Origin of the sequence: Oceanobacter sp. 4_MG-2023, assembly GCF_030689165.1 — a bacterium.
Taxonomy (GTDB): domain Bacteria; phylum Pseudomonadota; class Gammaproteobacteria; order Pseudomonadales; family Oceanobacteraceae; genus Oceanobacter.
The window spans coordinates 53141-66613 of record NZ_JAUYVV010000021.1 but is presented as its reverse complement, the minus strand read 5'-3'; the positions used below and the strand labels follow the sequence as shown (position 1 = coordinate 66613).

The following is a 13473-nucleotide window of genomic DNA, read 5'->3' as shown; positions in this document are numbered from 1 at the left end:
ACATTCAACGACGGCATTTCGCCCGTTGCAGCTGAGGAAAACTTTAAAATACTGTCCGGGATTAGTTGACCACTACATTCCCATTAGCTATCTCGAAGTACGTTTCTATTCATCTTGGGCAAATAGATAGACGCAACGCGAAAACGCCGAGAAAGTTAATTGAGAACGCTCTCTAGAGTGGGTGTCCCGAAAAGAAAGACAGCGCCTGATGGTTAAGAGCGGTGACCATACAAAGCGCTGTTTGAATCTCTGTCTATATACTCTTGGTTTTTCTAGGTGACGTCTTAGTCTTGTTGCCGTTGCTGTGCCTTGAAGGCGAGTTTTTCCTGGCGACGCTGCTCAATAATATCTTGCAGGTCGTTGCCGAGGTGATCTTCACCACGTTGTTTGGCCAGTTGCATCTGATGTTCGCGCTGGCGGAAACGTTCCCGTTGTTCGTCTGAATATTCATTAATGCAGTGATGGCAACTAACGCCTTGCAGGTAATGTTCAGATTGTTTGTCGGCTTCGGTGATCGGGCGACGGCAGGCATGGCATTGGTCGTATTCGCCTTTTTCCAGCTTGTGGTTAACGGTGACGCGATTGTCGAAGACAAAACATTCACCTTGCCACAGGGTCTCTGCTTCGGGGACTTCTTCCAGGTATTTCAGAATGCCACCTTCGAGGTGGTAGACCTCGTCAAAACCTTGCTCTTTCAGGTAGGCGGTAGATTTTTCGCAGCGGATGCCACCAGTACAGAACATGGCGACTTTTTTGTGTTTTTCCGGGTTGAGGTTTTCTTTTACGTACTGAGGGAATTCACGGAAGGTTTTGGTGTTCGGGTCTTGTGCGCCTTTGAAGGTACCTATACCAACTTCGTAGTCGTTGCGGGTATCGACAAGCAAGACCTCCGGGTCGGAAATCAGGGCATTCCAGTCTTTGGGTTGTACGTAAGTGCCTACTACACGTTTCGGGTCGATTCCTTCGATACCCATGGTGACGATTTCTTTTTTGAGTTTGACCTTGGTGCGGTAGAACGGCTGTTCGTCATCGTAGGATTCCTTATAGCCGATGTTGGCCAGGCGTGAATCCTGACGCAAGTAGGCCAACAAGCCATCAATACCCGCGCGGCTACCGGCGACGGTGCCGTTGATGCCTTCGTGGGCCAGTAGCAGGGTACCTTTGACGTCCAGCGCGAGCATGGTGTCGAGTAATGGCTGGCGTAATGCTTCAAAATCGTCAAGCGTGACGAACTTGTACATGGCGCAAACTACGATAGAGCCACTAACGGGCGTTTCACTGGCCGTGGGCGCAGGGGTTGGTGATGCGGATGATGTCATGGTGTCCTCGCTGACCGGAACGTAAAACCGGTGCGTGATGGTTTTTCGGGGCGCGGAGTATACAAAAAAAGCAGTTTTGTTTCAGCTGCTGCGGGTGGTGGTTTGGGTGGGCTGGATAGGTCAACCTGCCGGACTCTGCTAAAATGCATTGTTTATGCATGTCGTAATGATTCGACCGCTGGTTACTCAAACAGGACTTACCTTGACCAATAACGATGTATTCCGCCGTATCCGCTATACCTTTGATCTTAATGATTCCAAAATGATGGCTATTTTTGCGGCGGCGGATTGTTCCGTCACTCGGGAGCAGGTCTGTGGCTGGCTGAAAAAGGATGATGATGAAGCCGCGCTTATCGCCAGTGATACCGATCTGGCGGCATTTCTGAATGGTTTTATCAACACTCATCGTGGCAAGCGGGATGGTGCCCAGCCTGAACTGGAAACGCGTCTGACCAATAATATTATCTTGCGCAAGTTGCGTATTGCTCTGGATATGCAAGCGGAGGATATTCTGGAGACCTTGCAGGTGGCGGGCTTCCGTCTAAGCAAGCATGAACTGAGTGCGTTTTTCCGCAAGCCGGATCATAAAAATTATCGTGAGTGCAAAGACCAGATATTGCGTAACTTTCTGATGGGGATGCAGCGTCAGTTGCGACCGGAAGATATCAGCGAATATCAGCAGGATGATGACTAGCCTTTGTTCGATGTCTGGGCCTGATACCTGGGTTTAATACCTGGGTTTTCGACACCAGGGGTTCCAATACTCCGGTTTTTGATGCCAGGGTCGCTGCGCTTATAAACGCCTATCACCCGGATCGCCATCCATGGCGTGCGCTGATCGTATGATCGTGGCGTTACCTGATCCGGTCAGAATTCGCAGTTGTTGTTGTCCAGTACATAGGTTGGCAGGTCTTTTTCATCTGGAATGGGCGTGGGAGCACCGTCTTCGTCGATGGAGACAAACTTGAAGGTGGCTTCGGTTACTCTTTCCCGTTGACCGATACGACCGCGACGTACCCAGGCTTCAACGTGTATGTCCATGGATGTCCGGCCGCTGTAGGCCACTTCGGTGTAAACCCCCAGAATATCGCCAACTCTGACCGGGCGAATAAAACTCATGCTGTCTACTGCAACCGTGACAACACGTCCTTGTGCACGCTGCCCGGCGCAAATACCGGCGGCGATGTCCATTTGGGAGAGTACCCAGCCTCCGAAAATGTCGCCAGCGGGGTTGGTATCGCTCGGCATGGCGATGGTGCGAGTGGTCAACCGACCACGGGTAACCTCTTTCATGGTGTTATATTTCCTCGTTCTGAATGATCACCCCTCTGTTGCCCGGAGGGTGTTGAAGCAGTCTTGCGATACAGGTGGTAGCAACAGGTAGGGAATATACACCGAATGTCGTATTGAATTATCAGATTTTTAAATAGCTCTGATAGTCAGGTCGATTTCAGCAGGACCAGTCTTCGCGCCGAAAGAAGTGAAACCCATCGGCATCACACTGAAAACGTACCAACTCAATACCGCAGGGGGTGATTGGCTCCCAGGGTAAGGGCGGTAATTCTGATACGGTATGGCGAATGATATCGGCGGATTGTTGCTCGGCCAAAAAGCGGGAAACGGTAATGTGGCTGCCCCAGGGCATGCTCAGTTCAATGCCCGCCTGTTGGGCGCTTTCGACCAGGGCTTCTGCCAGCTGCCAGAAACCGGCGTTGGCTTTGCTGGCGGCAATCAGGGTGTTGCTGTTGTACAGCCAATCGGTGAAACCAATACACACATTGGCCAGTCGGGTTTGTGCCAGTGGTTGGCCCTGGTTCATAAACCACTGGTTTGCCTGAATCTCCAGGGCGTTGGCTTCGTTCTCTGTGCGCTGGGTCAGCTTGCTGCCTGTTGCCAGTGTGGTGTGCAAGGTGTCGGCACCATAACTCATGGCGGGAATGATCTGGCCAATACTGGCGCTGGCCTGGCTGAGCAAGCGAGTCAGGCTGTCGGGGTAACGTAATATCAGTAGTAAACCACTGTCGGCAGGAGGATTGGCACCCGTCAGTTGCAGTTCGGGCTGGGCCATGGGTTGGCGGAAAGCGTTGTAATAAATACCGCGCTGTTTCTCGGTATAAGCATCCATTTTGCTCGACATGGCATATCCTGAAAATAGGTTGGTGTTTGGCGACAGGGAAGATAAGCGTCAATCGGGCTGCTGTCGAGCCATCCGGCAAACTGACCGCACCGTCCGGCACATCGGCGCGGATTTGTCCCGCGTTGTGGCGGCCTCTCCCTGTTAGAATGCTATTTTTTGTCGGCCATCAGGTAACGGATTGCATGCTCAAACTCTACCATTCCAACGATCTGGACGTTCTGAAAGGGATTTTGTTGTCACTGATGCAACAAAATCCACCGTCTCCTTTCGAGCGTGAAGCGATTCTGGTGCAAAGCCAGGGTATGGCACATTGGCTCAAATTGAACATTGCTGATGGTCTTGGTGTCTCGGCGCAGCTGGAGTTTCCGCTGCCGTTCAGTTTTGTTTGGCAGATATTTAATCGCTTGCGGCCGGATTTGCCGGAGCGCTCCCACTTCGACAAACAATTGATGATATGGAAACTGATGCGGTTGCTGCCGGGCCTGGTGGCCGGTGCCGGAGACGATCATCCATGCAAAGCGATTGCCCATTATCTTGATGACGATGAGGCCGGTATCAAATGTTATCAGCTGGCACAAACCATTGCTGATGTGTTCGATCAATACCTGGTGTATCGGCCAGACTGGTTGTTGGCCTGGGAAGCGGGTGAAGATCAGGTAGAAGGGGCGGATGTCAGCCGTCATCCATGGCAACCGCTGGTCTGGCGGGCGCTGGTGGCTGACTGTGAGCAACAGGGTCAGAGCCTGGCGCACCGGGCACGACTGATGGAGCAACTGGCAGACCTGGTACGGCGCTACCCTGAACGGCTGGCAGGCTTGCCCAAGCGGCTGTTTGTGTTTGGTATTGCGGCGTTACCCGGCAGTTATTGGCAAGTGCTGGATGCTATTTCGAGTGAAGTGGAGGTGCATTTTTTTCTGTTGAATCCGTGCCGGAACTTTTGGGGCGATATTGTTGATGACCGGCGGCGGTTGCGGATTTTGCAGCGCCAGCCGGAATCCGCTGCGTACCTGGATCGGGGCAATCCGCTATTGGCCAGCTGGGGCCAGCTGGGGCGTGATTTTCTGACCTTGGTACACGAGACCGAGCTGGCTCTGGATGTGGAGGCCTGGGTTGACCCGGATCAGCCATCAGACACGATGGACCTGCTGCATGCGCTGCAATACGACATTCTGGAATTGCAGGATCGGCAACAAGCGGCTTTTGGTGCCGATGCCCTGCAGCACAGTCGGTTTAAACAGGTTGTACAGGCGGATGACGATAGCCTCAAGCTGGTGTCTGCTCACAGCCCGTTGCGCGAAGTACAACGGTTGCACGATCAGTTATTACACTGGTTTGCCCAGGACCCGGAGCTGAATCCTCGTGATGTGGTGGTGATGGTACCGGATATCGATGCCTATGCTGCGTATATCGATGCCGTTTTCGCCAGTGTTGAGCAAACCGACAGCGGCCATAGCCTGAGAATCCCCTGGGCCATTGCGGATCAGTCGATGCTGATGGAAAACCCGCTGATTGAAACCTTCCTGTCGTTATTGGGGCTGGCAGACAGTCGTCTGACTATTACGGAAGTACAGGATTGGCTGGATGTGGCGGCTATTCGTACCCGCTTTGGTATTGCGCGTAGCGAGCTGGAAACCATCAAGGACTGGCTGGTACGCGCGAATATTCGCTGGGGGCTGGATGGCCAGCAACGTGGTCGCCTTGGCCTGCCGGTATTTGAGCAAAACAGCTGGCGTAAGGGGCTGCGGCAACTGTTGCTGGGGTTGATGATTCCTGAGGTATTACCCGATAGTCAGTACACCCCGGGGTGGCAGGGAGACTGGCCGATTACGGCAGTGGAAGGTAACAGCGCTGAATTGCTCGGAAAGCTGTTGGGCTTTGTGGATGCGTTGGAATACTGGCAGCAGATATTGGGTGAATTACGCGATCCGGCCGACTGGCTGGTCAGCTTGCCGGCCATGCTGGAGAGCTTTTTTTGTACCGATTTCAATCGCGCTGATGGTATCAGTCTGGCAGAACAGCAGCAGCAAGCTGGCTCGTTACAGCAGGTGCGTGATGCTCTGGTGCGCTGGCAGCAAGAGCTGGAACTGAGTGCTGTGGTCTGTCCTGCGGCAGACGCCGGTACGGTGCCGGAAACACATGACGCTACGACCAGCACCCTGATGTTGTCAGGACGGGTGGTACGGGCCTGGTTTAATGAGCAATTAGGGCAACAAGGTGGCTGGCAGCGCTTTTTGGCCGGGCCGGTGAATTTCTGTACCTTGATGCCGATGCGGTCGATTCCATTCAAAGTGGTGTGTTTGCTGGGCATGAACGATGTTGATTATCCGCGTCGGGTACCTCCGGTTGGATTTGATCTGTTGGCCTCCGGTCAGCGGCGGCTGGGGGATCGCTCCCGTCGGGATGATGATCGCTATCTGTTTCTGGAAGCCGTAACGTCAGCACAGCAGCATCTGTATATCAGCTATCGCGGTCACGGCGTACGGGAAAACAACGAGCAGCAACCGTCAGTACTGGTGAGCGAGCTGGTGGATTACGTCTGTGACAGCTTCTGCCTGCAGCAAGATCAGGACAAGCCCCATGCCCAAAGCCGCGAGGCCATGTATCAATGGTTGATTGAAACCATCCCCTTGCAGCCGTTCGGAGCCGGGGTTTATATGCCACTCGGTCATGACCGCTCAGCTCCAGCCGTTATAACCAACCGGATTACCAGCTATCACCCGTTATGGGCCAAAGTGGCAGGCAGTCATCATCCTGCCTTGTTACCGCAGGAGCGTGAGGCTGTTGGTGATTTTGTCAGCCGTGTACTGCCGTTGCCAGAGGAGCTGTTACCCCAACACTCGGGTGAGCGGGTAATCATAGAACTCGCCGATATGATCAAGGCGTTGCATAACAACGCCGACTTTTTTCTTAAACGGCGCTTGCGCGCCAATCTGACACCTTACTGGCAAGATCATCCGGCAGAAGAGCCGTTTGATCTGGATAGTCTGGAACGTTATCTCTATCGCAGTGACGAGCTGGACAGCTTGCTGGGCGACAATCCAGCGGCCGATCCCTTGGTCGATGAGCAGGGAAATGCTGCTCGCCAGCGCCGCCTCGAACGTATGCAGGCGCTGGGACAATTACCGGTGAACGCGCTTGGACAACTGACGGCGCAGAAATTACAGGCCTCGGTTCGACCGCTCACCGAGGCGGTGTGTTTGATTCGGGATACTGCCATCGCGACAAGTGCCGATAGCCGTGACGCAGAGGGAATCAGCCGCCAGGCATTGGTCGCGGCGGTTGAATTAAGTGGAGACAGTCTGGCCCGGGTGCTGAAGGAAACATTGGCTGATGACCGGGTAACCGCTGGTACTGCCTTGGCCTGGCAGCTTGAAGGCGAGCTGGGTCAGTGTGCCGGCTCGGTGTTGATTCGTTATCGGCCCGGGGCGATTCGTGGCAAGCATCTGCTGGCAGCTTGGCTGGAGCTGGTCCTGGCGCGGCAGGTTCATGGGGATGCCATTACACATGCCTTGGTGTTGGGTCTGGATAGCAAGCAACAGGTTGTGCAACACCGGTTAGATGCCCCTGCGCTGCAACAGGCCAACGATATTCTGACGGCTTGCGTGGCGTTTTATTTACAGGGCTGGTGTCAGCCTCAACCATTACTGCCGGATTTGCTTTGGCAGTTGCTGCAGGTGGAAGAAGAGGCCCGGGATGACGTTGTGGCCAAGGCAACGGCGCAAGAGTTTGGTGAACTGGCAGCGGTGTCGATTGTGCGGTGTTTTCCCCAGCTGGCTGAACAGTTGGAACAGCCGGAACAACGAACCGCCTGGCTAAAGCAATTTGACTGGTTGATGAAGCCGTTGTGTGCTCATCACAGCATGGCGGAGGAAGGGTCATGACTAACCATCGTTCGATAACCACGGATGCCCCCGGTGCAGCGGCGACGTCTGCCGTAGCCGCCGCTGGTGAGCATGGGCAGGCCGGGGTCAACCCTCTGGATATATCGACCTTTCCGCTGTTGGGGCAATCACTGATCGAAGCCAGCGCAGGGACGGGGAAAACCTACACCATTGCCAGTCTTTACAGTCGTTTGCTGATTGGCCATCACACCGGTCTGGGGCAACTGAGTTGCGATCAGGTGCTGGTGGTGACCTTTACCAACGCTGCCACTGAAGAGCTACGAGGCCGTATCCGGGAGCGTATCCGTAACAATTTTGAGGATGTGGTGCGCTTGCGGGGTGGACAGCCAGTCGATGATGCGTTGTTTGGGCAATGGTTGGCACAACTGGCGTTGGACGATGAGGGGTTACAAAGGCTGGCAACCTGGCTGCAGGCGAACCTGGCGCGTATGGATGATGCCAGTATTTTTACCATTCACGGTTTTTGCCAGCGCATGCTGAAACAGTTCGCCTTTGATACCGGCGTAATGTTCAGTGCCGAGCTGGTGCTGGATGCCGACCAGTATTTACGCCAGGCCTGCGAGGATGTCTGGCGTCGTGGCCTGTACCACCAGCAGATTCTGGCGGTCGAATGGCTGTCGGCGGTGTTCCCAACCCCGGCGGATTTGATGAGTACGGTACGGCACTGGTTTGCCCGGCCGGACGCCCGTTTTATTCCATCACCAACATCGGGGCAAGTGTTGTTGCCAGAAGACTGGCAGGATGCCAGTCGCTGCTTTGAGCAGGTCGGCGAGCTTTGGCAGCAGCTGGGTGATCAGCACATTCTGGAGCTGTTGCAATCGGGTGACTTGAATGGCAATTCATACCGCAAAGGTTCGGTGCCGGGCTGGATACGGAGTATCAGCCAATATTTCAGCGGTCACTTCTCGTTTAACGTGCCGGACAAGCTGGGTCACTTTGGTACTGAGATGTTGCGTGCCAAAACCAAAAAGAATGGCACCACACCAGAACACCCGTTGTTTGATCAGATCCAGCAGCTGCTGGATACATTGCAGCCGTACCTGACACAGCTCGATCAGTTGCGATCAGTCTTGCCGGTGGTCTGGTTCGAGGAGGTCAAGGCCCGTTATATCACGCTGCTGGAGCAGGCCGGTGCGATGTCGCCGGATGATCTGTTGCGGTTACTGGATGTAGCGCTGCAAGGGCCAATGGGACAGGCGTTAGCGGAACAGATACGCAGTCTTTACCCTGTCGCCCTGATTGATGAGTTTCAGGATACCGATCCATTGCAGTATCGGATCTTTGCCACGATTTATCCGGCCGAGTCGGACAGCGCAGAGGAATCTCAGGAGTATAAAGCCCCTGTCAGCGGTAATGACAGGGCCGCGAGCAGCGGATCAACGCGCTGGGGGCTGACAGCGATCGGAGACCCCAAGCAGGCGATTTATGCCTTTCGGGGAGCGGATATTTTTACCTATATCGGAGCCCGGCGGGCGATGAAGCCAGAGCGTATTTTTACCCTGGATACCAACTGGCGCAGCCACAGCGATCTGGTGGCCGATGTGAATGATCTGTTTGCACAGCATCCGGCCCCGTTTGTATTTGATGAGGATATTCCGTTTCATCCCGTCAAGGCCGCTGGTAAGGCGGATGATCGACCGTTGCGATTGATGTTGTCTGGCGCGGCTCAATCGCAGGCTCCCTTGCAGATCTGGCTGGATGAGGTGGAAGAAAACCGTGATCAGGGGGTTTGGCGTTGTGCGCAGCAATGCGCCAGCAGTATCCGGGCGTTATTAACCGGGACGGGCCAGATTGGTGATCAGCCGGTGCTGGCCCGGGATATGGCGGTGCTGGTACGCAGCCACAAGCAGGCCCAGATCATGAAAAAAGCCTTGTCGCGGGTGGGCGTTGGTGCCGTGTTCCTGTCTCGGGATTCCGTCTTTCGCAGCCTGGAAGCCAGCGAGTTGCTGACCTGGCTGGCAGCCATTGCCGAACCGGCTAACGAGCGGGCAGTGCGTAATGCCTTGGCGACTTCGTTACAGGGCTTCAGCAGTGAACAGCTGCATCAGCTATTGATCGAAGAAGCTGCCTGGGAGCAGCAGCTGGCGCAGATTCAGGGCTACCACGACTGTTGGTTACGACGCGGGATTATGGCCAGTCTGATGCGCTGGCTGAATGATAACGACCGGGCCGTGCGGTTGCGGCAGTTAGCGGATGGCGAACGTATTTTGACCAATCTGCTGCATCTGGGTGAATTGCTGCAGCAGGCCAGTCGTCGCTTGCGGGGCCACCAGGCTTTATTACGCTGGTTTACCGAGCAGGTGCTGGACGCATCAGGCAGTGGTGACGAAGCCCAGTTACGGTTGGAAACCGACGACAACCTGGTATCGATTGTCACCATTCACAAATCCAAAGGGCTGGAGTATCCGCTGGTTTTTCTGCCTTTTCTCTGGAGTGACAGCTATACCCTGCGGCCACAAGCCCGCTCGGTACAGTATTTTGATGAGGCACAAGGGGTTGTGGTGAATCTGGCACCGGATAAAGACGCCAGAGCCATGGCTACCCGTGACAGCAAAGCGGAAATGATGCGGTTGTTGTACGTGGCGCTGACGCGGCCGGTGCAAGGCTGCTTTATTTGGTTATCGGCGGCGATGAGCCGGAAAACCAGAGTACTGGACACCTCCGCCCTGGGGGAGTTGCTGCAAACGACAGGAGTCTCGCTTGACGCGCTTTGCCATTCATCCGGGGAGGCAGTCCGGATCAGCCCCTGGCCTCATTGGCCTGACGGTGATCGCCCCTTGATCCCGGTTGCGGAGCAATTGCCCGTGGCGATGGATTTTTCCCGGCCTCTGTATCAGCGTTGGCGTGTCAGCAGCTTTACCGCGTTGAGTTATCACGCGGACGGAGGCAGGCATGACGGTGTGGGTTTGCTGGCCGATGTTGGAAATTTGCGCCTTGATGAAACCGATCATGGCAGCAGTCACGGAGAATCTGGCAGTCATGTGGGGCTGACGGCTGAGGACACGAACGGCTCAACAGGGCAGTTGACCGCTGAGTGGCGGGATAACCCGTTTATTACCTCGGCAGCCATCTCTTTTCCTCGAGGACCCCAGGCGGGTACCTGTTTGCACCGTGTGCTGGAACGGTGGGATTTTCATTCTCGTGAATCCTTGATCGAGACCATTCTGCCTACGGAGCTGGGGCATTTTGGCTTGTTACAGCAAGACGTTGATTTACCGGCCCTGGCTGACTGGCTGATGGGCGTGGTGCAGACACCCTTGGACAGCGAGAGCGGTTTGTCACTGGCAGCGCTGGAGACGGATCAACGCCTGGATGAAATGGAATTCTGTTTGCCGATCGGTGAGTTGCGCTCGGGATCGTTGAACCGTTTGTTGATTGAATCCGGCCAGGACGCTGAAGGTATCCGGCGACCACAACTGGAGTTCAGTGCGGTGACAGGGTATCTGAAAGGGTTTATCGACTTGGTGTTCTGTTATCAGGGGCGTTATTACCTGGCGGATTACAAGTCGAATTATCTGGGAGATCAGCGGCAGGATTACACTGGCGTGGCACTGCAGCAAAGTATGGTCGAGCATCATTATGATTTGCAGGCCTGGATTTATATCCTGGCACTGGACCAGTTTTTACGTCAGCGGTTACCAGACTACAGTCCACAGCAGCATCTGGGGGGAGTGTATTACCTGTTTCTGCGTGGCATGGGGGACGCTGACTCCGCGGCTGTGGCGGCCTCCGGGCCATGGCCGGGCGTGTATCTCCAGACCATCGATTGGGCACAGTTGCAGCACTGGCAACAACGCTTGCTGCGGCCAGCAGGTTCTGGGTTCGGGATTGGTGCTGATGCTGGTGTTGATGTTGATGTTGAGCCCGATGCTGGAGCAACAGATAACACTCTGCCCCGGCATCAGCCGGAATCCGCGTCGGCCAGGCAGCCAAACACAGGTACTGCGAGACAGGGAGAACTGGATTTATGAGTACGGTGATGTATGAAGCGCCAGCTGGGCATCAACCTTGGCTGGCACCGCTGCCAGTGTTGACCGTGGCCACGCCGTTGTCCCCCTTGCTGGATCGGCTGGTCCGTACCGAACGGTTGCGGGAAATTGATCACCAGCTCAGCCGACAGCTGTTGGCCTACGAAGGTGAGTGTGTACCTGTACAGGCCCAGGCCTTGTATCTGGCCTCGGCGTTGGTTTCGATTGTATTGGGTAGGGGGCAGGTGTGTTTGCCGTTACATTACGCGCCGCTGCCCGAGTTGGCTGCCAACTGGCCTGCTGCTGCCCAGTGGCATGACTGGCTACGCCGTTGTTCGGGGTGCTGGTGGTCCTGTTATGGCGATGACAGCGATGCCGACGGTGACTATCAAGGGCAACCCCTGGTGCTGGAGCAGCGCTGGGTAGACGGACAACCGGTGTTACGTTTGTATCTGGCGCGCTACTTTTTTTATCAGCGCGGACTGGAGCAGCAAATCAGGGAGCGACTGGCGTTGTCGGAGACGACAACATTACAACCGGATGTATTACGGCCAGCACTGGCGACGCTGTTTCCGCCCCGCCATGATGGGCAGAACGACTGGCAGGCAATCGCGGCAACCACTGCCTGTTTGCAGCATTTCAGTGTTATTACTGGTGGGCCAGGTACCGGTAAAACCACCACCGTCACTCGCTTGCTCAGTGCCTTGCTGACCACACAGCCTCATTTGCGTATTGCTTTGGCAGCACCGACCGGCAAGGCCGCCGCCCGCATGACCGAGTCCATTCGGGGGGCCAAGTCGCAAGGTGGTATCGCGATGGCGGAATGGATTCCGGATATCAGCTTTACCCTGCATCGTCTGCTTGGCTGGCATCCGGGGGGCTTTCGTTATGGGCCTGAGCGGCATTTACCTTACGACTGTGTGGTGGTGGATGAGTCGTCCATGATTGATCTGGCGATGATGTATCAGTTGATCAGTGCTTTGGCACCAATGGCCCGATTGATCTTGTTGGGTGATAAGGATCAGTTGGCATCGGTTGAAGCCGGGAGTGTACTGGCTGACCTGTGTGATGCCGGAGTGGAGCATTGGCCGGAGGTGTCTTTTGGCCAGCAAGTCGCCGCCTTGTGCGGCTATAACCCGGCGGTGGGCGGCTCGGATGTGACGGCCTCTGCCAGCGGAGAGGCGACGAATGGCATGGTGAATGCCGTGGTGTCGTTAAAAGTGTCCCATCGCTTTGATGCCAACAGTGGTATTGGCCAGCTGGCTGCTGCGACCAACCGGGGGGATGTGGCAGCCGCGCTGGCAGTGTTTCCCCGCTACGCGGATATTGATCTGTTGTTGCATGACTCCGAGGATTTGCCTGCGGAGGCGCCTGCATATCAGGGAATAGAGACCGCGCCCGGACAAGCATCATGGCAGCAGGTGCTGGTGGATGGTTATCGCAGTTATTGTGACGCGGTGGCGTCGGCAGACAGCGTGCACATGTTGGCAGCGCTGAATGATTTCCAGGTACTGGTCGCCACTCGACAGGGACCGTTCGGAGTGGAAAGCATGAACCTTCGTATTGAAGAATTGTTGACCCGTGCCGGACTTCTTCGGCGTAGTGCCGATAGCCTGTGGTATTCTGGCAGGCCGGTTATGGTTACCCGTAACGATTATGATCTCGGTCTGTTTAATGGCGATATTGGCGTTACTGTGACGGATGCCGCCGGTGCACTCCGGGTCGCCTTCCAAACCGCCGATGGTGGGGTACGATATTTATTACCCAGTCGTTTGCCCAGTCATGAAACTTCTTTTGCCATGACAGTCCATAAAAGCCAGGGTTCGGAGTTTGTCGCGGTGCAATTACTGTTGCCGCCCCTTTGGCAACCTGTCATTACGCGAGAGCTGGTGTATACCGCGATTACCCGGGCACGTGAGCGTTTTGTTTTATTGACGAGTCATGGCTGCTGGCGGCAGGGATTGGCCAGCCGGGTGGAGCGAGCCAGTGGCTTGCGTGATGCCCTGTGGAGTTGACGGTCAGCGCGATCTTGGGTTGTTCAATTAATTCAGGAGGCGTAATCGGGCTGCAACAGGGCTAGGGCTAATGGAATGGCCAGTTTTTTCAGTGGCTGAATCGTCAGCCGGTGTGTATCAACGATGGCAATT

General features: G+C 55.3%; 7 protein-coding genes. 4 read left to right on the top strand and 3 right to left on the bottom strand.

What is annotated here, in order from left to right; genetic code table 11:
- Nucleotides 1-284: 284 nt before the first annotated feature.
- Nucleotides 285-1241: a rhodanese-related sulfurtransferase gene (locus Q8W24_RS13570; RefSeq protein ID WP_370693335.1), complete on the bottom strand. Its 957-nt coding sequence runs from the start codon at nucleotides 1239-1241 to the stop codon at nucleotides 285-287.
- Nucleotides 1242-1521: 280 nt separating this feature from the next.
- Between Q8W24_RS13570 and Q8W24_RS13565 the strand changes: the two genes are divergently transcribed.
- Complete coding sequence (locus Q8W24_RS13565; protein ID WP_303434778.1) at nucleotides 1522-2013, top strand: DUF1456 family protein; 492 nt, start codon at nucleotides 1522-1524, stop codon at nucleotides 2011-2013.
- Between the two features lie 173 nt (nucleotides 2014-2186).
- Here the strand turns inward: Q8W24_RS13565 and Q8W24_RS13560 are convergent, their stop codons facing one another.
- Both Q8W24_RS13560 and Q8W24_RS13555 read right to left on the bottom strand, forming a co-directional pair.
- Entirely contained in the window at nucleotides 2187-2612 is a 426-nt protein-coding gene (locus Q8W24_RS13560; RefSeq protein WP_303434779.1) for an acyl-CoA thioesterase, read from the bottom strand.
- A 157-nt stretch (nucleotides 2613-2769) separates the two neighbouring features.
- Nucleotides 2770-3456: a hypothetical protein gene (locus Q8W24_RS13555; protein WP_305415558.1), complete on the bottom strand. Its 687-nt coding sequence runs from the start codon at nucleotides 3454-3456 to the stop codon at nucleotides 2770-2772.
- A 182-nt stretch (nucleotides 3457-3638) separates the two neighbouring features.
- Between Q8W24_RS13555 and recC the strand changes: the two genes are divergently transcribed.
- Genes recC through recD form a run of 3 tightly spaced genes read left to right on the top strand, consistent with a single transcriptional unit; the run spans nucleotide 3639 to nucleotide 13341 of the window.
- Complete coding sequence (recC, locus tag Q8W24_RS13550; RefSeq protein WP_305415557.1) at nucleotides 3639-7337, top strand: exodeoxyribonuclease V subunit gamma; 3699 nt, start codon at nucleotides 3639-3641, stop codon at nucleotides 7335-7337.
- Nucleotides 7334-11329 (top strand): exodeoxyribonuclease V subunit beta, encoded by a 3996-nt coding sequence (recB, locus tag Q8W24_RS13545; RefSeq protein ID WP_305475617.1) that lies wholly within the window; start codon nucleotides 7334-7336, stop codon nucleotides 11327-11329. The genes recC and recB overlap by 4 nt, the downstream gene beginning before the upstream one ends.
- Nucleotides 11326-13341: an exodeoxyribonuclease V subunit alpha gene (gene recD / locus Q8W24_RS13540; RefSeq protein ID WP_305415555.1), complete on the top strand. Its 2016-nt coding sequence runs from the start codon at nucleotides 11326-11328 to the stop codon at nucleotides 13339-13341. The genes recB and recD overlap by 4 nt, the downstream gene beginning before the upstream one ends.
- The last annotated feature ends 132 nt before the right edge of the window (nucleotides 13342-13473 follow it).

Coding starts and splice junctions, on each gene's coding strand:
- recC (WP_305415557.1), top strand. CDS start 3,639: ATGCTCAAACTCTACCATTCCAACGATCTGGACGTTCTGAAAGGGATT.
- recD (WP_305415555.1), top strand. CDS start 11,326: ATGAGTACGGTGATGTATGAAGCGCCAGCTGGGCATCAACCTTGGCTG.
- recB (WP_305475617.1), top strand. CDS start 7,334: ATGACTAACCATCGTTCGATAACCACGGATGCCCCCGGTGCAGCGGCG.
- Q8W24_RS13555 (WP_305415558.1), bottom strand. CDS start 3,456: ATGTCGAGCAAAATGGATGCTTATACCGAGAAACAGCGCGGTATTTAT.
- Q8W24_RS13560 (WP_303434779.1), bottom strand. CDS start 2,612: ATGAAAGAGGTTACCCGTGGTCGGTTGACCACTCGCACCATCGCCATG.
- Q8W24_RS13570 (WP_370693335.1), bottom strand. CDS start 1,241: ATGTACAAGTTCGTCACGCTTGACGATTTTGAAGCATTACGCCAGCCA.